Source organism: Mesorhizobium sp. M4B.F.Ca.ET.143.01.1.1 (genome assembly GCF_004792275.1).
In the GTDB taxonomy this organism is placed as follows: Bacteria; Pseudomonadota; Alphaproteobacteria; order Rhizobiales; family Rhizobiaceae; genus Mesorhizobium; species Mesorhizobium abyssinicae.
The window spans coordinates 34,910-58,252 of record NZ_SRSR01000021.1 but is presented as its reverse complement, the minus strand read 5'-3'; the positions used below and the strand labels follow the sequence as shown (position 1 = coordinate 58,252).

Here is a 23,343-nt window from a genome sequence, read left to right as displayed (position 1 = left end):
GACGCTAGCCACACGTGAAGTGCAGCCGCATCTCGTCCATTGCGACGCGATGACGATCATTGCCGTCCTGACCCGAATCCTTCGATCCCTGCCAGCAACCGATCGGAGATGTTCGCGTCATGACTGTTTCACGCCTTGCGCTTGCCGCTGCTAGCTTCGCTTTCCTCACGGCGGCCGCAGCGGCCGAGCCGACCAAGTACCCGCTGACCCTCGAGAATTGCGGGGAGACGCTGACCTTCCAGAAGGCGCCTGCGTCGACCGTTGCGGTCGGCCAGGCGGCGACCGAAGTGCTTTACTCACTCGGCCTAGGCGACAAGGTGACCGGCACCTCGGTCTGGTTCAACGAGGTGCTGCCCGAGTTCAAAAAGGTCAACGACAAGGTCGAACGCCTGGCCGACAACGATCCGAGCTTCGAAAGCGTGGTCGCGAAGAAGCCGGAACTGGTGACCGTTCAGTTCATCTGGCATGTCGGTCCTGACGGAATCGTCGCGACCCGCACTCAGTTCCATGACGTCGATATACCGACCTATATGCTGCCGGCCGACTGCGTCGCCAAGGACAATACGGTCGGCGTTGATGGCACGCGCAGCGAGCTCTTTTCGACCGCCACTATCCATCAGGGCATCCGCGAACTGGCGCAGATCTTCGACATCCAGGGCAAGGGTGCGGAACTCGTCGCCAGCCTGGCGGAGCGCGAGAATGCCGCCGTCGAACGCGCCAAGGCGCTCGACCTCAAGGACGTCTCTGCGGTCTTCTGGTTCTCCAGCGCCGAGATGGATATCGACCCCTATGTCGCGGGCCACAAGGGCGCACCGGCCTACATGATGGACAAGCTCGGCATCAAGAACATCATCGAGTCCGACGAGGAGTGGCCAGTTGTCGGTTGGGAGACCATCGCCAAGGCCAACCCGAAGCTGATCGTCATCGCCAGGATGGACCGCCGCCGTTTCCCCGCTGACGACTACGAGAAGAAGCTGGAGTTCCTAAAATCCGATCCGGTCGCGAGCCAGATGGACGCGGTCAAGAACGACCGCATCGTGGTCATGGACGCACATGCGATGGATGCGACCATCCGCACGATTGCCGGCATCGAGGTGCTGTCGAAGTCGCTCAAGGATTTCGGACTGGCACAGTGAGTCTGACCGCCTCGCAGGAGATCTACGTCTTCCGGCTTGGCCGGGGGACGCTCGGTTTCGCCGCGCTCGTCGCGGCGGTGCTCGCCGGAATCTGCATCGGCGAGACGCCGATCCCTGTCTCGATCGTCCTGCAGACTCTGGCCAACAAGATCTTTGGTTCGGCCTACGTGCTCGACCCGATCGACATGGGGATCATCTGGAACTACCGCCTGCCGCGTGCGATCATTGCGGCCTGTTGCGGATCGGGCCTGGCAATCTCCGGCATGGTGCTGCAGTCGCTGCTGCGAAACGCGCTGGCGGACCCGTATCTTCTCGGCATTTCCGCCGGTGCCTCGACCGGCGCGGTGGCGGTGACTGTCGCCGGCTTGGGCGCCGGCGCGATTTCGATGTCGCTTGGAGCCTTCGTCGGCGCCGTCGCAGCCTTTGCCCTGGTGGCGATACTGGCGCGCGCGGCTGGCGGTGGCGTTACGTCGCACGGCACCGGACAGATCGTGCTCGCAGGCATAGCCGGGTCGCAGCTCTTCAACGCGCTGACCTCCTTCATCATCACCAAGTCGGCCAATGCCGAGCAAGCGCGCGGCATCATGTTCTGGCTGCTGGGCAATTTGAGCGGCGCACGGTGGCCCGACGTTTGGCTGGCGGTTCCGATAGCCCTGGTCGGGTTAGCCGCTTGCATCTGGTATGCGCGCGCTCTCGACGCTTTCGCCTTCGGCGCCGAGTCGGCGTCGTCGCTGGGAGTACCAGTTCGCAGAGTGCAGGTGGTCCTCATCGGCTTCACGGCGCTGGTGACGGCGGTGATGGTGAGCATCGTCGGCTCGATCGGCTTCGTCGGGCTTGTTATCCCGCATGCGGCGCGGTTTCTCGTCGGCGTGCGCCACGGGAGGCTGGGGCCGGCGACGGCGCTCATCGGCGCGGCGTTCCTCATCACCGCGGATGTGCTCTCACGCACCATTATTCCCGGACAGGTCTTGCCGATCGGCGTCATTACGGCACTCGTTGGAGCGCCGGCCTTCGCGGTGATCCTGATCCGCGGGCGGCGCGCGCCATGATCCTGGAAGCACACAATCTCGGCTGGTCAGTGCGAGGGAAACCGATCGTCACCGGGGTCGATCTCGTGGTGAACGAGGATGAAACGCTCGGTCTCGTCGGGCCGAACGGCTCCGGCAAGTCGACACTGATGAAACTGCTGGCAGGCATCCGACAACCAACGTCAGGCGACGTTCGGGTCAAGGGTGAGGCGCTTCGCGCGATGCCGCGCCGCGCCGTCGCCCAACTGATCGCCTTTCTCGAACAACAGGCAGAGACCACTGAGGCCATCACCGTGAAAGATGCGGTCGACCTTGGCCGCACGCCGTGGCTGACGCCGCTGCAGCCCTGGTCGCGGGAAGACGACCTCATCGTGGCGCAAGCGCTTGCCGACACCGACATGAAAGGGTTCGAGCGCCGTTCCTGGGCAACCCTGTCCGGTGGGGAGCGCCAGCGTGTCCACCTGGCGAGGGCGCTTGCGCAGCAGCCCCAGATCCTGCTTCTCGACGAGCCCACGAACCACCTCGATGTCCAGCACCAGCTCTCGATCCTCGACCTGGTCGCGAAACTGCCAGTCACATCGGTTGTCGCGCTGCACGATCTGAACCAGGCGCTCTCCTGCGATCGCGTCGGCGTGCTGTCCGGCGGCCGGCTCGTCGCGCTAGGCCCTCCGCACGAGGTGCTGACTGCCGAGCGGATCGGCGCGGTGTTCGGCGTTCGCGCAAGCATTCTCATCGACCCGGCAGACGGCACGCACATGTTCCGCTTCCATCCAGCTTCCTGAAAGGAAACCCATGCGCTTGCAAATTCTGACCCTGTTCCTGTCGCTGGCAACGTCGTCCGCCTGTGCCGAGACGCACGACATCAAGATGCTCAACCGCAACGAGACGGGCCCGATGGTCTACGAGCCTGACTTCGTCCAAATCGCGCCGGGCGACACCGTAAAGTTCATCGCGGCCGCAAGCGGCCACAATGCCGCGACGATCGACGGCATGGTCCCGGACGGTCACCCCGGCTTCAAAGGTAAGATCAACGAGGAGATCGAGGTCATACTCGGCCAGGAAGGTTTTTATGGCATCAAATGCTCGCCGCATGTGGGCATGGGCATGGTGATGGTTATCCGCGTCGGCGACGCCGCGCTGGAAGCTTCGTTCTTGAACGTGGACGTGCCGCCGCGGGCGCACAAACGCTTCGATGAAATCCTCGCGCGAAACGGTTTCGGCAAATGATCTCTGACGAGCAGGTAGTGCCCGGAGCGAACTTCGACCTCAGGGACGAGATCCATGAGTACTGGTCGCGCCGCGCAGAAACTTTCGATCTCGCTTTTGGCCACTACATAGCGCCTGGGCACGAGGCCGAAGCCTGGGCTGCTCCAATCCGCGACCAGCTCGGCTCGTCGCCCCGCAAGGTCCTGGAGCTTGCCTGCGGCACCGGTGAGGTGACTCGCCTGCTGCATGACCTCGGTCATGAGGTCACCGCGCTGGATTTTTCCGATGCCATGCTGGCGAAAGTGCGAGCGAAACATGTCGGAAAACCCCGCCTGCGGTTCCTCCATGCCGATGCCGGCCACACCATGGAGCCTGATGAATCCTATGACGCAATTGTCTGCCGGCATCTGGTCTGGACGCTGACCGAGCCGGCCACGGCCTTCGCGGATTGGCTGCGCATCCTTCACCCGGGCGGGCGGCTGCTGATCTATGACGGCGATTGGACGAAACCGAAGCCCTCCGCGCTGTGGGCGGCAAGATTGCTTTCGCTCTGGGAGCAGGTTTCGCCGGATCCCTACTACGACGGAGCCATGAGCGAGAAACACGCCGAGATCATGCCGCGGCTTCCTTTCAGCGAAGGGCTCACCTTCGACGGTCTGGCGCCCCAATTGGCAGCGGCGGGCTTTGTCTCCATCCGCGAGCTACCGCACGAACCTATCGCCCGAGCACAACGCAGAGGCCGTGGGTTGCGCAATCGTCTGCGCACCCTTGTCTATCGCCGCTTCATCCTGATCGCCGAAAAGCCCGGCGGCTAAATCCCCGTCCAGGAGCATCTCATGAACATTCGGCCCACGCTTGCCGGTCTTGCTCTGTCCATTCTGCTGCTCCCGGCCGCAATTGCGCAGCCGACCAACTACCCGCTGACTGTGGAGAATTGCGGGCGGATACTCACGTTCGAAGCGGCGCCACGAAAGGTGGTGTCGCTCGGGCAGGCCATGCATGAGATCCTTTACGCTCTCAAGCTCGGACCGCGCATGACCGGGACTGCCGTTTGGTTGGGTCCGATCAAGGAAGAGTATGCGGCTATGAATGCCACAGTTCCCCGCATCGCTGACGAAGCCCCCAGTTTCGAGAGTGTCGTGGCTTCCAAACCCACTTTGGTCTTGTCCGAGTTCGAGTGGCACGTCGGTCCGCAGGGGGCAGTGGGGACGCGGGAACAATTCGCCGACGTTGGCATCCAGACATATATCGCGCCCATGGACTGCACGGGAAAAGACAATTCCTCAGGAGGCAATGGAAGGCGGATCAAACCCTTCACAATGGACCAAGTCTATCAGGCGATAACTGAACTTTCGCAGATCTTTGATATCGAGGATCGCGGCAAAGTTCTGATTGCCGACCTGCGAGCACGTGAGGCTCGGGCTCAGGCTAGCGTGACCAAGGCGAAAGATGTGCCGGTGCTCGTCTGGTTTACCAGTCCTGAAATGGACATGGACGCCTCGGTCGCCGGCGCCAACGGGGCGCCGCAATACATCCTGTCGAAGCTCAATGCCCGAAATGTCGTGATTTCTGAAAAGGAATGGCCATGGGTGAGCTGGGAGGCTATCGCCAAATCCACGACCCGCAGAAGAAGATCGCGATCGCCGGTGAGGAGTCTTCGGTAGCCGGTGTGCGTCATCCATTTTGCTCGCCTTAGATGATTTTCCCAACAATGGCGGGTGCGCTCAGGTTCGGCCACAGGATCACGGTGCAGGACAATCTGAGCGACTTCCTGCCAATCAGCGCCATCTGCTTCAGCATCGAGAAACCGCATGTAAGTGACGAAATGTGCTTCGTCGTACGGGGTGATCCTGTCGGACCACGGCACCTCGTCCGCAACATCGGGGTCCAGCTCCGGCATTAGTTGACCACCTCTGTGATTTCATAGCTTTTGAGGAATGCTCCAACGCCCTTATTGAGCAGTGCAAAGATAGTCTCTTTCGAGATCGGTAGCGTTTCGATCTTTTCAAGCTGCATCGGAAACCATTCCTCGTCCGGATCGGCCGCTATCTCCGCTCGCAGCTCAAGAACGGCTTGCCGTGCGGATTCCGCATCCTCAAAGAAAAAGTCTGGAATTCCTGTATAGGCCCAGCGGTCGTTTTCGAATTCGGCACAGCGCGAGTAGGTGTAGAACGTGAATGATTGCTTTTCAGACAAATGATTTTCCTCCAAGTGGCGGGCTAGAGCTTAGGTGAAAATCTATGACATGAAAGTCGGATTGTCGCGGAATTCCTAATTCACGCGATAGGCGGGGCGGGCCGTGCTTAGCGCGGCCGGCGACGCGCGCCAGGCAGCGTGTCGGAGACGACGGTAGCGAAAAGGACGCGACGGCCTTCTGCCGAACGCCCGTCGGCGAGCACAGCGCCGAAAGCATCGCGGCTTGCCTCAATCCGTTCGGCCGTTCCGTCGTACCAGGTGAGTGTATCGTAGAGCGAAAGCTGCTCGCGCGACTGCTTCGCGATCTCATCCGGGTCGGCGCCGTCTCTTGCGACAGGAAGCCATGCCAGTGGCTGGCGAAACGGTTCGCCGCAGCCCGGCATCGAACACAAGAACCAGGCGATGGGCGCGGACCAATTGCAGGGCGGCAGCCATTCCGGAAAAGCTGCTGCCGATGACGATGACGTCGTATTGCATGGATTGATACCTTCAGGCCGGGACGGCTCAATTCGGATCGCTGCTGGCGCCGTCGACATCCTCTCTTGTCACCTCGGCGATAGGCCTGTGGATGCGGATAGTTTCGATCTTCTCGCCCGGCCGCATGATGCCGATCACGGTCTCAATGTCGGGACAACCCTCATCCCGACAGGCGAGTTCGGTGATCGACACGACGACAGCATCGTCCAGGTTACAAACCTCGCGCACCCAGGCCTTGATCTGCCGCGTCCTCTCGGGAAGTGCCCGGCGCGGTGCAAATGGGTTCGCGAGACGGTTCATACTTGTTGTGGCTCCCCAATCCGCAAGGTTCCGTCGCCTCCGGCTCAGAGGCAGCGGAAGCTGACCACGATGCTTTGAGGGTTTAGGCGTTTAGCGCGGTCATGGGATCGGGTTCGGCCCGGCATTTCATGAAGCCGTCCTCGATGATCTCTTTCGGCAGGTTGCGGCCGATGAACACGACACGGCTCACGCGCGGCTCGTTGTCCTTCCAGGGGCGCTGGTGGTCGCCTTCGAGCAGCATGTGAACGGCCTGCACCACGAAGCGATCGTCGTCACCCTTGAAAGAGAGAATGCCTTTCATGCGCAGGATATCCATGCCGAAACGCTGGGTGATCATCTGCACCCACGGCAGGAATTTTCTCGGATCGAGCGGCTGCTCGGTCACAAGCGAGAAACTGGTCACATGGGCGTCATGTTCGTGGTCGTGAGCGCCATCGAGAAAATCCGGCTCGATCTCAAGCACGCGGTCCAGATCGAAAGCGCCGCGATTGAGAACCTGATCGAGCGGCACATCGCAGCGCGTGGACTGCCTGATCGTCGCCGTCGGGTTGATCTTGCGGATGCGCGCCTCGACGGCGGCCAGCTCCTCGGCCGTCACCAGGTCCGTCTTGTTGAGGATGACGATGTCGGCGAAGGCAAGCTGCTCCTGCGCTTCGTGCGCCCGGTCGATCTCGCCCAGCAGATGCCTGGCGTCCACCACGGTGACGATGGCGTCCAGCTTCGTCTTCTGGCGGACTTCGTCCTCGACGAAGAAGGTCTGGGCGACCGGAGCCGGGTCGGCGAGGCCAGTCGTCTCGACCAGGATGGCGTCAAAGCGATCCTTGCGGCGCATCAGCCCCTCGATGATGCGGATCAGGTCGCCGCGCACGGTGCAGCAGATGCAGCCATTGTTCATCTCGAACACTTCCTCGTCGGCATCAACGATCAGGTCGTTGTCGATGCCAACTTCGCCGAACTCGTTGACGATGACGGCGTATTTCTTGCCGTGCTGCTCGGAAAGGATGCGGTTCAAGAGCGTCGTCTTGCCTGCGCCGAGATAGCCGGTGAGGACCGTGACGGGCGTCTGTTCAGCAGGTTGGGTGGACATGGTCGTCTCCTGTTGTTCGTTGTGGTCAGTTGGTCAGAGTGCGCATCAATTGGGTCGTCCCCGACCTGAACGTGTCTGCAACAGCCGAGGCGAGCTGCCTCAACGCCCGTCCGGCCTTGATCGGCTTGCCGTCGAGGGCGGCTTCAAAGAGCTGCCTCACGGGCTCCAGATCGATGCCATCGGTGATGAAGACGAGGCGCGTACGGCGGTCCTCGCTCGGCCAAGCGTCGAGAACGGTCGGTGGGTAGACCGAGTGCTGAACGACATGAATGACGCGCGGTTGTTCCGGCTGATCCATGTCATGCACCAGGCCCTTCACTCTCAGCAGTCGAGGCCCAGCGGACATGGCAAGCAGGTCGAGGAATCGTCGGAATGCGTCTTCACGAACCGGCACGTCGCGGGTAATGGCGAAGGTGCGGATACGGCCACCATGACGCGCAAACGGGGACGTTTCCGCGTGGCTGCCCGCTTTCGGGCCATGACCAGCATCACCCCGGATCGCATCCTCCAGAGCGAGCCAACCGATCACATCGTCGCCGAGGGTGGCCGGTGTGTAGACACGTCGAAGGAAGAGTTCTGCCAAATCGAAGCCCGCATGATGACTGTCACCGATCGGGGCGACCGGGTTCAAAGTGCGGAGCCGTTCCCGCAGGCTGTCGATCTCGCGCAGCGAAACCGGATCGTGCGCCAGATCAGTCTTCGTCAGCACGATGCGGTCGGCAAAGGTGATCTGCTTGGCAGCCTCAAAATGATTCTCGATGGAGAGCTCGCCGGTGACGATGTCGACGAGGGTGACGACGCCTGCGAGCTCGAAATTGCGAGCGACAAGATGATCACGCAGTCCGACCGCCGGGGCACCGCCAGGAACGAGCTGGTTCACAAGCGGCGCGGGATCGGCGAGGCCGGTGGTTTCGACGATGACCCGATCGAACGAAATTTCGCCTGCGCCCGCCAGAACCTGAAGCTCATGCAATGTCGATCGGATATCGCTGCCGATCGTACAACAGAGGCATCCTGTCGTGGTGCGGGAGACTTGCGTTTCGCCAACGTGCACAAGGTCGTGGTCAAGCGCGATATCGCCGAACTCGTTGATGATGACGGCAGTGTCGGCGAAGGCAAGATCGACAAAAAGTCGGTTGAGGAGCGTCGATTTGCCAGCGCCAAGAAAGCCGGTCAACACGAAGACCGGTATCTTATCCATGGGCGCAAGTCTCGCACAGGCCCGACAGTTCGACCGTGGTCGCCGTGGTGCGAAAGCCTTCCCTCCTGCCAAGCCGACGCAACACGCGCTCCAGCGCATGATCGTGGAACTCCTCGGCCCGCCCGCACTTTGTGCAGATCGCAAAGATCGCACGTCCTTTTGGGCCGCACTCGGCGCGCGTGCAGAGCGCGAAGGCGCTGAGGCTCTCGATCTTGTGGGCGGTGCCGTCCTCGATGAGTTGTGCCAGGGCGCGATAGACCTGGAGTGGAGAGCGCAGCCCGTCCTCACGCAGAAGCTCGAGGAGTTCGTACGCGCTCATCGGCTTTTGTGCTTGCTCCAACGCCTCGCGCACGAGCTGACGGTTCCGTCCGTGTCGTCGGTTCGTAGCTGCTGCGGGGGCTGTGACGATAGCGTTCATGGCGTGATGATATAACGTTTTCAATTGACGAACGTAATAACATAACGTAGTCGATCGTCAAGAGTGGAAGCTGAGCGACGTCCCAGGACGGAACGAATGTCTGCATGCGTGACCTTTGAAGACCTGACGCTGGGCTACAACAGCCATCCGGCGGTTCATCACCTGGATGGGGTGGTAGCCAAGGGGTCGCTGACTGCGGTGGTCGGCGCGAACGGATCCGGCAAGTCGACCTTGATGAAGGGAATCGTCGGTGTCCTGAAGCCGATGGCCGGCGCCTGCACCGTCACGCAGGGCGTGAAGCTCGCCTATCTGCCGCAGCTGTCGGAACTGGACCGGTCGTTTCCGGCCCGCGTCGTCGATCTGGTCTCGCTCGGCCTGTGGCCTCGGCGCGGTCTTCTCGGCCGCTATCGCCCCGAGGACCGCGCAGCGGTCGCAAATGCGCTTTCGGCCGTCGGGATGGAGGGCTTCGAGAAGCGGCCGATCGACACGCTGTCGGGCGGCCAGTTGCAGCGGGCGTTGTTCGCGCGAGTGCTGGTGCAGGATGCGGATCTCATACTGCTCGATGAGCCCTTCAACGCCATCGACGCAAGAACCGTCGCCGACCTGATCGCCCTCATCAAGCGCTGGCATGGAGAACAGCGCACGATCATGGTCGTCGTCCACGACTTCGATCTCGTGCGGCAGCACTTTCCCGAAGCCTTGCTCTTGGCCCGCCGTCCCGTGGCCTGGGGCGAGGCCCGAAAGACGCTCGCGCCCGAGAATCTGTTACGCGCGCGGCAATTCCACGAGGCATGGAACGAAGATGCACCCTGGTGCGCGCCCGAGGAACATGTCCACAGCGACGCGCATGTCCACGATCATCGTCCTGTGCACGGTCTGGCGCAACACGGGCCAGTCGAGCAGCCGGCGCAAGCGGGCAATGCCGGTCGCAGGGGTGCGGCCTGATGCTCTTTCTCTACGAGTACCTGATTGCGCCCTTCGTCGAGTTCGCCTTCATGCAGCGGGCACTCGCGGGAGCACTGATGCTGTCGGTTGGCGCCTGCCCGGTCGGTGTGTTCCTGATGTTGCGCCGGATGAGCCTAACCGGCGACGCCATGGCCCACGCGATCCTGCCGGGTGCGGCCACCGGCTTCCTGCTTTATGGCCTGCAGATCATCCCGATGACACTGGGCGGATTGGCGGCCGGCGTGGTCGTGGCGCTGGGTGCCGGCGCCGTATCCCGTCTGACCATCCAGAAGGAGGATGCCTCGATGGCCGCCTTCTATCTGATCTCGTTGGCGCTCGGCGTGCTGATCGTGTCGCTGCGCGGCTCCAATGTCGATCTCATGCACGTCCTGTTCGGCACCGTGCTGGCGTTGAACGACGATGCCCTGAGTCTGATCGGCACGATCACCGTTGTGACCCTTGTCGCCCTCGCGATCTTCTGGCGCGCACTGGTGGCCGAATGCCTCGATCCGCTGTTCCTGCGCTCGGTATCGCGCCTCGGCCCGCCGGTCCACTTCATCTTCCTCGGCTTGGTTGTGCTCAACCTCGTCGGCGGCTTCCAGGCGCTCGGCACGCTGCTCTCGGTCGGCTTGATGATGCTGCCCGCCGCGGCCGCGCGCTTCTGGACCTCGCGCGTTGAGCCGATGTCCCTGCTGGCGGTCGCGATCGGTGCCGCCTCGTGCATCTCCGGCCTGCTCCTTTCCTATCACGCCTCGTTGCCCTCAGGCCCGGCCATCATCCTGTCGGCCGGCGTGGTCTACCTGCTTTCCATCATTGCCGGCACGCGCGGCGTTCTCGCCATGCGCGTCCGGCACGCTTCCCACCGCACCGCCTGAACAAAGGAGTCGATCGAATGTCCAGAATGCTGAAGCTCGCCGCCGCCGTGAGCGTTATAACAATATTTCCGGCTGCACTTGCCACTGCCTCGGCCGAAAATCTCAAGGTCGTCGCCAGCTTTTCGATCATAGCGGATTTCGCGAAGAACGTCGGTGGCGATCGGGTCGATATAACCACGCTGGTCGGCCCGAACGGCGACGCCCATGTCTTTGAACCGAAACCGTCGGACGCCGCCGCCGTCGGGGCGGCCGACGTGGTGCTCGTCAACGGCCTCCAGTTCGAGGGCTTCCTGCAGCGTCTCGTCGAGGCCAGCGGCACGAAGGCGCCAGTCGTTGAGTTAACTAAGGGCGGTGAGGTGCTCAAGAACACCGAGGGAGAGCATAGTCACGATGATGATGAGGCCGCCGAGGGCGAACAGAAACACGAAGCCGGAGAAAGCCACGAGCACGCTCATGAAGGCCATCACCACCATGGCGAGTTCGATCCGCACGCCTGGCAGTCGGTTCGCAATGCCGAAATCTATGTGAAGAACATCACCGATGCTTTCTGCGCGGCTGACGCAGCCGGCTGCGACACCTACCAGGCAAATGCCGAAGCCTATGGCGAACAGCTCGAGGCGCTGGAAGGGGAGATCAAGACAGCAGTCGCCGAGATTCCGGATGAGAAGCGCGCCATCATCACCTCGCACGATGCCTTCGGCTACTTCGAACACGAATACGGGCTGAAGTTCCTCGCACCGGAGGGCGTCTCCACCGAATCGGAAGCCTCGGCGACAGACGTCGCTGCCCTCATCAAGCAGGTCAAGGAAGACAAAGCCGCGGCGATCTTCCTGGAGAACATCACCAACCCTCGCCTGATCGAGCAGATCGCCTCGGAGACGGGTATCAACGTCGGTGGCACGCTCTATTCCGATGCGCTGTCGGACGAGAGGGGACCGGCGGCAACTTACATCGACATGATGAAGTACAATGTGAACACGATCAAAGGCGCGATCCTGGGAAGCTGATGGCTCGTGAAATGAAAGAGAAGGCGGAGCGATCCGCCTTTTTCTTCGGACCAAATTCGTAATGTAATAACGTAAAGGAGACCCATATGAAGATGAAGCTTGCGTCAGCCACGGCGGTTGCGCTGGTCCTGTCCCTGTCGGCAGGAACGGCGCTTGCCGAAGAGGTGACCGCCTGGCGTCTGTTCGTCGCCGATCGCGAGGAGGCGAAGGTGACGGTCATCGATGCCATCGAGGGCGAGTCTCTCGAGACCTTCCAAATCAACAGTCCAGCGGTGCTTTATAGCAGCGACAGCGGCCGCATTGTGTTTGCCAGACAGGGCGATGCCGGATTGGTGACTGCCATCTCAAGCGGCATTTCCTTCGATGACCATGGCGATCATGGCGATATCGACGTCGAAACTCCGAAGCTGACGGGCACAGAGATCACCGGCCAGAAGCCGTCCCATTTCGTCGAGCATGGCGGCGAGTTCACTGCTTTTTTCGATGGAGAAGGTGTCGCCCGGATCATCTCCGAGAAGGCGGTGCTGGAGGGCAAGTCGGACGTCCAGGAAGTGAAGACGGACGCGCCGCAGCACGGCGTCGCCGTCGCCTATGGCTCCCATGTGCTGCTATCGGAGCCGAACAAGGAAAAGCCGGACGAGCTCCCGGTCGGCATCAGGACCGTTGACGAATCCGGCAATCAGGTCGGCGAAATTGCCGCATGCCCTGACCTCCATGGCGAGGCCTCGTCTGGCAATATTCTGGCCTTCGCCTGCGCGACCGGTCTGCTCGTCGTCACGCATGGAGACAGCTCGCCGGACATCCGCCATCTGCCCTATGCGGATTCTTTGCCGGACGGCAAATCGACGACGCTAATCGGTGGCCGGGGACTGCAGTATTTCCTCGGCAACTACGGCCCCGACCAGGTGGTGCTGATCGATCCGACGGTCGAGAGCGACGCCTTCCGGCTGATCGAACTGCCGACCCGTCGAGTGCATTTTGCGGTTGATCCCATCCGGGCGAAATTCGCCTATGTCTTCACCGAGGACGGCCAGCTTCATCAGCTTGATATTGTTGCCGGCAAGATCGCCAACTCGCTGAAGCTGACCGATCCCTATTCGATGGACGGTCACTGGAACGATCCGCGGCCGCGCATCGCGGTCGCCGGCGACAAGATCGTTGTGACCGACCCGCTGAGCAGCAAGCTCCATCTTGTCGATGCGGCATCCTTCGCGAAGGCTGGCGAGATCGCTGTCGACGGCAAGCCCTACAACATCGTTGCGGTCGGCGGAAGCGGCGAGGTTCACGACGAGGGCGGTGAGAATAAACACGCGCACAGCCACGATCACGGTGATGACCAGGTCTACAAGGGCTACTTCGAGGACCATCAGATCAAGGAGCGCGCACTGTCCGATTGGGCCGGCGATTGGCAGTCGGTCTATCCCTATCTGAAGGATGGGACGCTCGATCCGGTGATGGCGCACAAGGCAGAGACCGGCGACCAGAGCGCCGACGAGTACCGGGCTTATTACGAGATCGGCTATCGGACAGACGTGGAGCGGATCGAGATCAACGGCGACACCGTGAAGTTCTTCAAGGATGGGAAGCCGCTTGAGGCCCGCTATGCCAGCGATGGCTATGAGATCCTGACCTATGAGAAGGGCAACCGTGGCGTGCGCTTCATCTTCAAGAAGACCGAAGGTGATGCCGCCACGCCGCAATACATCCAGTTCAGCGACCACAAGATCGCGCCGGAGGCAGCCGGCCACTACCACCTCTACTGGGGTAAGGATCGCGCCGCGCTGCTCGACGAAGTGACGAACTGGCCGACCTACTACCCATCCTCTTTGAGTGCGGACGAGATTGTGCGCGAGATGATGGCGCATTGACCGCGTAGATCCGCTCGCATCGTCAGCGCCGGGCGTGCTCCCTCCGCACGTCCGCAAGACCAAGAGACACGCCATGCTCGACACAGCCAAACCCAATCTCCGCCTCCCCGTCACCGTGCTTTCCGGCTTCCTCGGCGCCGGCAAGACCACGCTTCTGAACCACATCCTCAACAATCGTGAAGGCCGCCGTGTCGCCGTCATCGTCAACGACATGAGCGAGGTGAACATCGACGCTTCCCTCGTACGCGATGGCGGCGCAAACCTCTCCCGCACCGACGAGAAGCTGGTCGAGATGACCAATGGCTGCATCTGCTGCACGCTACGCGACGATCTCCTCAAGGAAGTGCGCAAGCTCTCGCAAGAGGGCCGTTTCGACTATCTGCTGATCGAGGGAACCGGCATCGCCGAGCCGTTGCCGGTCGCCACTACCTTCGACTTCCGCGACGAGAACGGCGAGAGCCTGTCGGACGTCGCCCGGCTCGACACGATGGTTACGGTCGTGGACGCCGTGAATCTGCTCAAGGACTATTCCTCGCAAGACTTTTTGCGCGACCGCGGTGAAACAGCAGGCGATGGGGACGACCGCGCGCTTGTTGACCTGCTGGTTGAACAAATCGAATTCGCCGACGTCGTCGTGATGAACAAGGTTTCGGACGCCTCGCGGCATGATCTGGATCTGGCGCGAAAAATCGTCCGCTCGCTCAATCCGGACGCGGAGGTAATCGAAACAGATTTTGCGCAGATACCGCTGGACAAGGTCCTGGATACAGGCCGCTTCGATTTCGAGAAGGCCGAGCAGCACCCACTCTGGTTCAAGGAATTGAACGGCTTCAAGGACCATGTTCCCGAGACTGAGGAATACGGCATTCGCTCCTTCGTCTACCGCGAGCGCCGTCCGTTCGACCCGATTAAGCTCAAGGCCTTCATTAATCGCCCTTGGCCGGGGGTTGTGCGCGCCAAGGGCTTCTTTTGGCTCGCCACCCGCCCGCACTATGTTGGTGAGATCAGCCAGGCCGGCTCGCTCATCCGCACCGGGAAACGTGGGCTCTGGTGGGCCTCGGTTCCAAAGCATCAATGGCCCGACCATGCCGAATGGCGCGCGGCGATGAAGCCCTATCTCGATCCGGTCTGGGGCGACAGGCGCCAGGAAATCGTCTTCATCGGATGCGACCCAATGGACGAAGCCAGGATTCGCGCCGAACTCGACGCCTGCCTCGTCCCCGAACTCGACTTCACGCCTGGTCGCTGGCGCGATCTGCCTGACCCGTTTCCCAGCTGGGAGAAACTGTTGCATGAGCGTTGAAATGCCGGCCGGGGTTCACGCTGAAACTATTGGGAACGCAGTCCGCTGCTTGGCTGCCAGTCTGAGGGGACCGACAGTTTCGCCCTTGTACTTACCTGAAAATCCGTGGACCGGCATCCGCCTTTCTCGGCCATCTGCATCGCAGCTGCCGTTATCTTCTGGCCCTGATCAATGAGTGCTGGCCCCGGTTTGTCAGTGGCGAATGATAAGACTTATAAAGAATTACCTGACATTGTTCATCTTGTGCACTGCGCCTCATCAGGGTGATTTCACCAGAATGCTACAGGGTACTTAGGGACACGTGTTGGCGGGTTAACGTGCTGCATCTCCAGAACAATATTCTCGAAATGATCGCCAGGGGCGAAACGCTCGAAGCGACGACGGACCGTCTTTGCCACCAGATCGAAAAAATGTTGCCGGGCGTCAGGTGTTCCGTCCTGCGCGTTGACGGTAACGGCTTGTTGCATCCTCTCCCAGGTTCCAGCTTCCCGAATGAATATATGGCTCTTCTCGAAGGCCTGATGATCGGCCCGCTTGTGGGCTCCTGCGGCAGTGCGGCCTATCTCGGAAAAGCCGTGGCTGTGAAGGACATCGCGACCGACCCGCGCTGGATCAACTTCAAGGAGCCAGTCCTGGCGCTGCGCCTGAAGGCCTGCTGGTCGAGCCCGATCTGCGGCGCAGAGGGCGCTGTGCTCGGCACCTTTGCCCTGTACTTTACGGAGAAGCGCGGCCCCACCCCCCGCGAGGAGGAGGTCGTCGCCTCGTGTACCTCCCTGTGCGCCATTGCGCTCGAGCGTCACCGGCGGGTCATCGAGCGAGAGCGCGGCGCCTATGTCGATGCCCTCACCAACCTGCCGAACCGGGCGAGTTTGGACGTAGCCCTGCAGCGGTTGTCCTGTGCCCAACCGAACGCCTGGGCGGTCCTGATCATCGACCTCGACAACCTCAAACCCATCAACGACACCTTCGGTCATGCGGCCGGCGATGCTTTGCTACAGGCGGTGGCGTCACGTCTCGCTGAAAGCGTAGCGCCTGACCGTGTGTTCCGCATGGGCGGCGACGAGTTCGCCGTGATCCTTCAGCGAGCCGGAGCGGCCGCCGGCATCGAGAGCAAGGCGCATCATATTCTCGACACTCTGGCTGTGCCCGCCGACTGCGACGGGCTCATGATCCTGGCACGGGCGACCATCGGCGGCGCAGTGCTGTCGGCGGGGGACGTCGATGCGAAAAGCGTGCGCCAAAATGCCGATTTCGCGCTCTACCACGCGAAGGAAACTTCGCGTGGCGGCTTCGTGCTGTACTCGCCGGGAATCGGCAGCACAATCAAGACCCGGATCGAGGTGATCCGCGATGTTGACGTGGCTTTGCGCGAAGGCCGGATCGACGCGTTCTACCAGCCGATCCTGCGGCTCGACACCCGCGCGATCGTCGGCATGGAGGCCCTGTGCCGCCTTCGCAAGCCGGATGGCGAGGTCGTTTCCGCCGCTGCGTTTCACCAGGCGACCTCCGATGTCAGCGTCGCCTCGCATCTGACCGAACGCATGATGGCGATCGTCGCAGCGGACGCGCGCTCGTGGCTGGATCAAGGCATTCCGTTGCAGCATGTCGGCATCAACATTACCTCAGCCGATTTTTATAGCGGCACGCTTTACACGCGTCTCGAAGCCGCCTTCGGCCGCGAGAACGTTCCGTTGAAGCATATCATTCTGGAGGTCACGGAGTCGGTCTATCTCGGCCAGCGCGATCCGGTTGTCGCTCGGGAGATCAAGGCGTTGCGGGCTCATGGCCTGCGCGTCGCACTAGATGATTTTGGAACCGGCTTCGCTTCTCTCACGCATCTGCTGACGGTGCCGGTCGATATCATCAAGATCGACAAATCGTTCATTGATCGCCTTGTTCAGGGAGATCCGAGCCTGGCGATCGTCGAGGGCTTGGTCGGCATCGCCCACAAGCTCGACATCCAGGTCATCGCCGAAGGCATCGAGAACGAAGCCCAGGCCATTTTACTTGCGGAGATCGGGTGCCAGCTGGGTCAGGGGTATCTGTTTTCGCAAGCGGTACCACGTCAAATAGCGAAAGGCCTTTTGAAGCGGTTCGCGCGACCATCTGCTGAGGGGACGAGGGTGGTGAGCGGGATAGCGAACCCAATCGATCTGATCGCCTGATAGAAATACCTTCCTGGGGGTAGCTTGAACAGCCGATAAAGAATGCTGCTGCGCCCCGCAGAAAGAGTCCGAAAAGGAAACAAAATGCGCCTGCCACCCACGTTGCAGTTTATTCGCAAGGCTTTTGGTCGCACGGGGTCCGGGCAATCACCGGCAGGCCTGGCAATCCGTTCGGACATTCTTCCGGAAGAAACGAATTTCCGGATGCTCGCCGAAAACAGCGGAGACGTCATCATGCAACTCGGGCCGGACACGAAGGCACGCTACGTTTCACCGTCATGCACCCGACTTCTGGGATGGCTGCCAGAGGAGATGGTGGGGCATGGTCCGGAGGTGTTCGTCCCGCCGGAGCATCTTCAAAACATCGCTGCGGCAGCCGCGCTCTTGATTGCCGGGGCAGATGAAGGCGAGCCGCTTGCGATCGAGATCCGGCGGAAGGATGGGAAAACTGTCTGGGTGGAGAGCAAGGCGCGCATCGTGCGTGATCCGCTAACTGGCGTTCCAGGCGACTTCGTCCTGATTATGAGAGACATAACAGAACGCAAACGGCTCGAAGAACAACTCCGCTCGCTTGCGATGACGGACGGACTGACCGGCCTGGGCAACCGCCGAGCCTTCGACGAGACCTTGGACAGGGAATGGCGACGCACCGTTCGCAGCGCTGGACAGATGTCCTTGCTGTTGCTCGATATCGATCGATTCAAAGGCTTTAACGACAAATACGGTCATCAGGTAGGCGATGATTGTCTTCGTGCCGTCGCTGCCGCTATAAGAGACGTGCTTCATCGTCCTGGAGATCTGGCGTCACGATATGGCGGGGAAGAACTCGCCGTCATCTTGCCTGATACCGATGGCGATGGTGCGCTTGAAATAGCGGAACGGCTGAGGCTCGCAATCGAAAACCTCGGGCTGCCTCATGGCGACAATCCGGAAGGCGGCGGACGCGTCACCGTCAGCATTGGTTCAGCGACTGCACTGTCACGATCGGGCGGGACGATCAGGATGCCGGAAGGCCTGCTTCTCGCCGCCGACAACGCCCTTTACAAGGCCAAGCACAAAGGCCGAAACCGCGTCGAAGTCGCACTGCTCCTCGCATCGGAAGGTCCCGACGCGGCCTGATCAAAGGACGTTACAGCCTCGCGCACCGACTCAGCCAGAAGGTCCCGATTTCGTTGGTCTGGGCCAATACACACTCATTGCGCGGTTGGGTTTTTCGGAGCGATCCATTGCCGACGAGATTGACGAGGCGCTTTGGGAGGAAGGACGAAGGCTCGATGTCATCAGCCAGCGCAACCGCGCTGACATGCACGAGCAGACTAAGAACGTCATCATCTGGGTTGTCGGCACCGCCTTCGCCCTCTGCCGTGATGGTCGCACTCAAACTGTTCACCTGACGGGATTGGCCCGCCCTTCGGGGCGGTCCTTGCCGTGCTCACCGCTTGCCGGCAGCGCCTTTGACAAATCGCCCTACTCGCTTCGCTCGCTATTTGTCGGCCGCGCTTTTGCGCGGCCTCCTTTCCTGGCATCCAGGCGACGGCTCACGCCGCCGCTTCGGACGCCCTCATGCACGGTATCGTCGTCAATGTCATCGACGGTGACACGCTGAAAATCGTAGGCTCGGGCGAAAAAATCAGGCTATTCGGCGTCGATGCTTGCGAGACAGGCCAGAGAGCGCATTCGCCGCTAGGCCAGTCGATCGATTGTGGCGTGGACGCGATAGCCGCGCTGATTTCATGAACCGCAGGCTAGGAAATTTCATGCCAGTTTTCAGGAATCGACCGTTATCAGCGGTTTTTAGGCGTGTGCTGGAATGATCGCGTGCGGGATTTTGGTGCGGAGCTGGTCCGCCAAGGATTTGCCGTCGCGTATAGGTTTCATCGAAAAGCCGTCGATCCGGATTATGAGAAGTTGGAGTTCGAGGCGAAGCGGCAGAAAAAAGGCTTGTGGGCGTTCGAGTTCGATTAGCCCTGGACATATCGCCGGAAAAAATCGCACTGACAGGAGTCGAATTCGGGCGCGTCGCTAACGCGACCGGGCTCTATGGCTCACGCCACCGAACCCCTACGGGTCGGCCCGTGCGGGTAACGATCCCTTCTATAATCGGACCCGGACGTCAAGGCGCTTGCGTTGCAAAGAGGCGGCCGCAAGACTGTCGCAGATTTCGGACCTTTCGCGAACAGGGTACACAGTTGCAACTAAAAACAGGCGCTGGCTGGTTCAAATTTGAGGACAGAGCGGGAGGGGTGCGGGGCTACCTCAGAGTTTTTTACTGCGTTCCCGAACAAGTAGAGCCGGCTTCGCGGATACTCATTGCACTCCATGGGTTAGATCGAGATGCGGCGGGATTTCGGGACGAGTTCATCGCCGCAGCGAATCGCCTCGGCAAGATCGTGATCGTTCCGGAATTCGATATTGATGCATTTCCGGACGTATATGCCTACAACTATGGAAATGCCGTCTCTGCTCCACCAAATTCGCAGCTCAATGCTCGGGAGGAGTGGAATTTTGAACTGATCGATCGCCTGTTCCTGTCGATCAAAAATGACGCTCAAATCCAGTCGGAAAAGTTCGATTTGTACGGCAATTCTGCCGGCTCTCAATACGTGCTGAGGTATGTCGCGCTTACGGAAGCGCCCATGTTGGAAAAGCCAATATCTTCAAATAGCGGTATCTACATGCTACCCAATCTGACGATGAACTATCCCAATGGGATGGGCGGCATAGGCATGTGCGATGCAGATTTGAGAAGATATCTTTCCCGCCCTTTGCATATCCTGCTTGGAGATGCAGACACCGACGCGGCAGCCGCCGATCTTCCACGAACGCCCGAAGCTCTTGCGCAGGGGCCCCACCGTCTTGCTCGTGGCCTCTGGCATTTCAAACACTGCAAGTCATTAGCCAAAACGCTGGGTCTCGAATTGGCATGGACTGTCGAGATCGTGCCGGGAGCACAACATATTAGCCGAGCCATATTCGATCGAGCGATGGCAATATCCGGCTGAGTATGTCGCGCAAAGGTCGAGGCCCCCGCGACAGACTTTGCGATAACGGGCAAGCATCTGATCGCATGGCGCCGTGTTACAACAAAATAGATCGGAGAGGCAGCCGTGCTTACAACACCCATCATGGAGCGCAGTTCCAGCGACTCCGAATAGAAGCGCCATCGTTTCCCGCCGCAGATCATCGCCCATGCGGTCTGGCTCTACTACCGGTTCCCCTTGAGCCTGCGTCTGGTCGAGGAAATGCTGCTGGAGCGCGCCATCGTGGTCTCCTACGAAACGATCCGCCGCTGGGGCAAGAAGTTCGGGCCCGATTATGCTCGCCGCTTGCGCCGCAAGCAGCCGAGCCGCGATGACATCTGGCACCTGGACGAAGTCGTCATCACCATTGCTAGCCGAAAACACTGGCTATGGCGCGCCGTCGATCAGGACGGCTATGTCCTCGACGAGATCGTCCAGAACCGCCGCAACACCAAGGCGGCCAAGCGATTGCTGACGCGCCTGTTGAAGTCAGCTGACAACAGCGCCGCAGCTCTCAGCGCGTTCATAGCCAGACAACGTGACATCGCCAGCTCGTGACTTGCTGCGATGGTCGTTAGCAGGAGAGCTTGCACAAAAAAGCCGGGCCAAACTGGCCCGGCAATGTGAAGGTCAAACCTCCAGAGGGGAACACCAGCTGGCAGGGATGGGAGGAAAACCGCCAGCTGGTGAATTATCAATGCACTGGTCCAAGGCGCTTCGCTACGAATGAACTTTCAAAATCCCGCAATCTTGCGAAAAGTTGTGCTAGCACCGTACCGCGCCCACTGGGATTTTCCGTTTCGAAGTCCGACGATGCGTTCGGCCCTGTGGAGCAAGCGACCAAGCCCCACCGCGTCATCCCGCGGTGGGCTGGATCGCAGAGCCCATCTGCTGGCCAGCCGGAAGCCAGCTTCGCCGGCTTTTCGGGTTCTTCTTCGCGCTTTGCACATTCCGACTTCGCTCTATTCGAGCGACCACGAATTTGCAGTCGGGTTTCCGGCCGACCCCGTGGCGAAGAAGCGCATCGAGCCGGCCAGCGCACAACTGGTCGCATTGTTGTTGCAGCGTCGCCCAGTCCCGCCTCGGGAGTTCAACATCCGAGCAGCAACGGCGACCTGAAAAACAACGAAAAATCAACGTTTGTCGGTTGTATATCATGTCACTAGAATTTATGTGTCATGCACGGCCGGGCGCGGTGGGGACGAACCGAGGAGCCAGGCCATCCCAACAAGTGGCAATCCGCTGCCGCACGCCAGGACGACACTCGTCAAATGCTCACCAGAAAAGGCAAGTACGGCCTCAAGGCGCTCGTACATCTCGCGCATCTGCCGACCGGACAACTCGCTTTCGTCAACGACATCGCGACCAGCAACAACATTCCGAAGAAGTTTCTCGACGCCATTCTCGGCGAGCTTCGCAATGCCGGCTTCGTACAGAGCCGGAAGGGAAAGGAAGGCGGATATCGCCTGGCGCGTCCAGCCACGGATATCAAGGTCGGCCATGTCGTGCGTGTTCTCGACGGGCCGCTGGCGCCCATCCCTTGTGCGAGCCGCACGCGCTACGCGCGCTGCGAAGATTGCGATGAGGCGACATGCCAAGTCCGTCACATGATGCTGGAAGTGCGGCATGCAATCGCCGAGGTTCTGGACAACCGCAGTCTCGCCGAAATGCGCGACTGCGCGAACGACGATCTTGCCGCAACGCTGAAACATCAGGCCTGATTTCGGCGTCCCGCTACAGGCGGCGCTCATGACGGAGCGCAGCCGCAGCTCCATCATCATTGTCGGCGGGGGCGCTAGCGGCGTCATCCTGGCTGGACATCTTCTGCGTTCTCCAGATCCGAGGCTGCGGGTCACGCTGGTCGAAAAACGCGCGGCATTCGGCCCTGGCATTGCCTATTCAACGTTGCTGCCGGATCACCTGCTCAATGTAAGCGCGATGGGCATGAGTGCGCTTGCGGACGACCCGGAGCATTTCTGGCGCTGGCTGCAAGACCAAGGACTGGCGAAGCAGGAAGACACCCCAATCTATGCGCCGCGCAGCGTCTATGGCCTCTATCTCCAGGAGCTTCTCGTGGAAATCGCCGAGCGTGAACGGACCCGATTCCGTCTGGTTCAGGAAGAAGGCGTCTTGATCTCGCCCAGTCCCGCCGGCGTGGAGCTGCGGCTGGCGAATGGAACGAGCATCGTCGGGCATGTCGCGGTGCTCGCGGCCGGGCATGACGAAGAGCCTGCATCGGAGCAGGATTTTGCAGTTCGCATCGGCTCGGCCAAGGACACACCTATCGATCCGGATTCCCGCGTGCTCATTCTGGGCACCGGGCTCAGCATGGTCGACGCCTGGCTCACCCTGGAGCATCGCGGCCATCGCGGCGAAATCGCCGCCGTGTCCCGGCGCGGACTGTTGCCCTCGCCGCACCAGAAGGGCAGCCCGATTCGGCTGGACAGCGCAGACATCCTGCTCGGCACCAAGCTTTCCTACTTTGTCGGCTGGTTCCGCGACCTCGTCCGCGCAACCGAGAGGGCCGGCGGCAACTGGCGCGACGTCGTCGACGGACTTAGGCCCTACAATCAGCGAATCTGGCAAAGTTGGCCGGTGACCGCAAAGCGCCGCTTTCTCGCGCACATCAAGGCGTGGTGGGATATCCACCGCCACCGGATGGCGCCGGAGATCCATGCAAGAATAAGCGAAGCGGAGCGGTCGGGCCGGCTCCGTCTTATTGCCGGCCGGGTTCTGGGTGTCCATCGGGAAGGTCGAACACTGACGGTCAATCTGCAACTTCGGCAGTCGCAGGCGTTGGAAAACCTGGAAGTCGCCGTCGCCTACGACTGCACCGGCATCGTCAAGGACATCTCGACCGGATCGGTCGCCGTCGTCCGCTCGCTGACCGATCGCGGGCTCGCGCGTCCGGACCCGCTTCGGCTCGGCCTCGACGTGACTGCGGACTGCGCCGTGATCGATGTGGACGGCGCGCCCTCCAACAAGCTGTTCGCCGTCGGTCCGCTCACCCGCGGCACATTCTTCGACATCGACGCCATCCCCGACATCCGGATCCAGTGCGCGCGATTGGCTGACCAACTGGCTGGATAGGCGGCTTTCAAATCGCCTCGG

At 61.0% G+C, this 23,343-nt stretch carries 24 protein-coding genes and 4 pseudogenes; 20 read left to right on the top strand and 8 right to left on the bottom strand.

The features are described from left to right. Nucleotides 1-119 precede the first annotated feature (119 nt). From EN786_RS32040 to EN786_RS32015, 6 genes are all read left to right on the top strand, one after another. Nucleotides 120-1,136: an ABC transporter substrate-binding protein gene (locus EN786_RS32040; RefSeq protein ID WP_135909492.1), complete on the top strand. Its 1,017-nt coding sequence runs from the start codon at nt 120-122 to the stop codon at nt 1,134-1,136. 77 nt (nt 1,137-1,213) lie between these two features. Next, entirely contained in the window at nt 1,214-2,185 is a 972-nt protein-coding gene (locus EN786_RS32035) for an iron ABC transporter permease (RefSeq protein ID WP_210238911.1), read from the top strand. Further along, nucleotides 2,182-2,946 (top strand): ABC transporter ATP-binding protein, encoded by a 765-nt coding sequence (locus EN786_RS32030; RefSeq protein ID WP_135909490.1) that lies wholly within the window; start codon nt 2,182-2,184, stop codon nt 2,944-2,946. Before EN786_RS32035 ends, EN786_RS32030 begins: the two co-directional genes overlap by 4 nt. A gap of 10 nt (nt 2,947-2,956) precedes the next feature. Beyond that, a complete protein-coding gene (locus tag EN786_RS32025; protein WP_135909488.1) occupies nt 2,957-3,391 on the top strand; it encodes a pseudoazurin in 435 nt (144 codons plus the stop codon). A 17-nt stretch (nt 3,392-3,408) separates the two neighbouring features. Then, complete coding sequence (locus tag EN786_RS32020) at nt 3,409-4,185, top strand: class I SAM-dependent methyltransferase (RefSeq protein ID WP_135909486.1); 777 nt, start codon at nt 3,409-3,411, stop codon at nt 4,183-4,185. Between the two features lie 21 nt (nt 4,186-4,206). Then, the gene (locus EN786_RS32015; RefSeq protein WP_135909484.1) at nt 4,207-5,034 is read left to right on the top strand and encodes an ABC transporter substrate-binding protein; all 828 of its coding nucleotides are present in this window, start codon (nt 4,207-4,209) and stop codon (nt 5,032-5,034) included. Here the strand turns inward: EN786_RS32015 and EN786_RS32010 are convergent. From EN786_RS32010 to EN786_RS31980, 7 genes and pseudogenes are all read right to left on the bottom strand, one after another. Continuing rightward, nucleotides 5,019-5,270 (bottom strand): annotated as a pseudogene (locus EN786_RS32010) (DUF2285 domain-containing protein); the annotation flags it as partial. The gene EN786_RS32015 and the pseudogene EN786_RS32010 overlap by 16 nt on opposite strands. Beyond that, nucleotides 5,270-5,566 carry a hypothetical protein gene (locus EN786_RS32005; protein WP_135909482.1) on the bottom strand — a complete coding sequence of 99 codons (297 nt, stop codon included), beginning with the start codon at nt 5,564-5,566 and terminating at the stop codon, nt 5,270-5,272. The pseudogene EN786_RS32010 and the gene EN786_RS32005, both read right to left, overlap by 1 nt. Nucleotides 5,567-5,673: 107 nt before the next feature. Continuing rightward, nucleotides 5,674-6,102, bottom strand: coding sequence for a hypothetical protein (locus EN786_RS32000; RefSeq protein WP_135909480.1), 429 nt, complete (start codon nt 6,100-6,102; stop codon nt 5,674-5,676). Then, nucleotides 6,071-6,343, bottom strand: coding sequence for a nitrate reductase (locus EN786_RS31995; protein WP_135909478.1), 273 nt, complete (start codon nt 6,341-6,343; stop codon nt 6,071-6,073). Before EN786_RS31995 ends, EN786_RS32000 begins: the two co-directional genes overlap by 32 nt. 82 nt (nt 6,344-6,425) lie before the next feature. After that, nucleotides 6,426-7,430: a GTP-binding protein gene (locus EN786_RS31990; protein ID WP_135909476.1), complete on the bottom strand. Its 1,005-nt coding sequence runs from the start codon at nt 7,428-7,430 to the stop codon at nt 6,426-6,428. Between the two features lie 25 nt (nt 7,431-7,455). Continuing rightward, on the bottom strand, nt 7,456-8,631 hold the full coding sequence (locus EN786_RS31985) for a GTP-binding protein (RefSeq protein ID WP_135909474.1): 1,176 nt from the start codon (nt 8,629-8,631) through the stop codon (nt 7,456-7,458). Continuing rightward, a complete protein-coding gene (locus tag EN786_RS31980) occupies nt 8,624-9,049 on the bottom strand; it encodes a Fur family transcriptional regulator (protein ID WP_135909472.1) in 426 nt (141 codons plus the stop codon). Before EN786_RS31980 ends, EN786_RS31985 begins: the two co-directional genes overlap by 8 nt. Before the next feature lie 96 nt (nt 9,050-9,145). Here EN786_RS31980 and aztA point away from each other — a divergent pair, with 96 nt between their 5' ends. The 8 genes and pseudogenes from aztA (at nt 9,146) to EN786_RS31945 (ending at nt 18,331) form a co-directional block, all read left to right on the top strand. Then, a complete protein-coding gene (aztA, locus tag EN786_RS31975; protein ID WP_135909579.1) occupies nt 9,146-9,994 on the top strand; it encodes a zinc ABC transporter ATP-binding protein AztA in 849 nt (282 codons plus the stop codon). Then, on the top strand, nt 9,994-10,869 hold the full coding sequence (gene aztB, locus EN786_RS31970; RefSeq protein ID WP_135909470.1) for a zinc ABC transporter permease AztB: 876 nt from the start codon (nt 9,994-9,996) through the stop codon (nt 10,867-10,869). Before aztA ends, aztB begins: the two co-directional genes overlap by 1 nt. Before the next feature lie 17 nt (nt 10,870-10,886). Continuing rightward, nucleotides 10,887-11,876 carry a zinc ABC transporter substrate-binding protein AztC gene (gene aztC, locus EN786_RS31965; RefSeq protein WP_135909468.1) on the top strand — a complete coding sequence of 330 codons (990 nt, stop codon included), beginning with the start codon at nt 10,887-10,889 and terminating at the stop codon, nt 11,874-11,876. An 86-nt stretch (nt 11,877-11,962) separates the two neighbouring features. Further along, nucleotides 11,963-13,135: pseudogene (gene aztD, locus EN786_RS31960) on the top strand (zinc metallochaperone AztD); the annotation flags it as partial. Nucleotides 13,136-13,177: 42 nt separating this feature from the next. Next, a pseudogene (locus tag EN786_RS39560) lies at nt 13,178-13,744 on the top strand (metal-binding protein ZinT); the annotation flags it as partial. Nucleotides 13,745-13,817: 73 nt separating this feature from the next. Beyond that, nucleotides 13,818-15,047, top strand: a complete 1,230-nt coding sequence (zigA, locus tag EN786_RS31955; RefSeq protein ID WP_135909466.1) for a zinc metallochaperone GTPase ZigA — start codon at nt 13,818-13,820, stop codon at nt 15,045-15,047. A gap of 347 nt (nt 15,048-15,394) precedes the next feature. Beyond that, a complete protein-coding gene (locus tag EN786_RS31950) occupies nt 15,395-17,212 on the top strand; it encodes an EAL domain-containing protein (RefSeq protein ID WP_135909577.1) in 1,818 nt (605 codons plus the stop codon). 84 nt (nt 17,213-17,296) lie between these two features. Then, a complete protein-coding gene (locus EN786_RS31945) occupies nt 17,297-18,331 on the top strand; it encodes a diguanylate cyclase (protein WP_135909465.1) in 1,035 nt (344 codons plus the stop codon). A gap of 10 nt (nt 18,332-18,341) precedes the next feature. On the opposite strand, the gene EN786_RS31940 is transcribed toward EN786_RS31945, so the two are convergent. After that, nucleotides 18,342-18,593 carry a hypothetical protein gene (locus EN786_RS31940; RefSeq protein ID WP_135909463.1) on the bottom strand — a complete coding sequence of 84 codons (252 nt, stop codon included), beginning with the start codon at nt 18,591-18,593 and terminating at the stop codon, nt 18,342-18,344. Between the two features lie 182 nt (nt 18,594-18,775). On the opposite strand from EN786_RS31940, the gene EN786_RS37960 reads away from it, so the two are divergent. The 6 genes and pseudogenes from EN786_RS37960 (at nt 18,776) to EN786_RS31915 (ending at nt 23,322) form a co-directional block, all read left to right on the top strand. Continuing rightward, nucleotides 18,776-18,949 (top strand): hypothetical protein, encoded by a 174-nt coding sequence (locus EN786_RS37960; RefSeq protein ID WP_189524333.1) that lies wholly within the window; start codon nt 18,776-18,778, stop codon nt 18,947-18,949. A gap of 15 nt (nt 18,950-18,964) precedes the next feature. Further along, nucleotides 18,965-19,177 carry a thermonuclease family protein gene (locus tag EN786_RS31935; RefSeq protein WP_135909461.1) on the top strand — a complete coding sequence of 71 codons (213 nt, stop codon included), beginning with the start codon at nt 18,965-18,967 and terminating at the stop codon, nt 19,175-19,177. Nucleotides 19,178-19,401: 224 nt separating this feature from the next. Continuing rightward, nucleotides 19,402-20,214, top strand: coding sequence for a hypothetical protein (locus EN786_RS31930; protein ID WP_135909459.1), 813 nt, complete (start codon nt 19,402-19,404; stop codon nt 20,212-20,214). A 177-nt stretch (nt 20,215-20,391) separates the two neighbouring features. Continuing rightward, nucleotides 20,392-20,721 (top strand): annotated as a pseudogene (locus EN786_RS31925) (IS6 family transposase); the annotation flags it as partial. 782 nt (nt 20,722-21,503) lie between these two features. Continuing rightward, nucleotides 21,504-21,953, top strand: coding sequence for an Rrf2 family transcriptional regulator (locus tag EN786_RS31920; protein WP_135909575.1), 450 nt, complete (start codon nt 21,504-21,506; stop codon nt 21,951-21,953). Between the two features lie 28 nt (nt 21,954-21,981). Then, a complete protein-coding gene (locus EN786_RS31915) occupies nt 21,982-23,322 on the top strand; it encodes an FAD/NAD(P)-binding protein (RefSeq protein WP_135909456.1) in 1,341 nt (446 codons plus the stop codon). Nucleotides 23,323-23,343 lie beyond the last annotated feature (21 nt).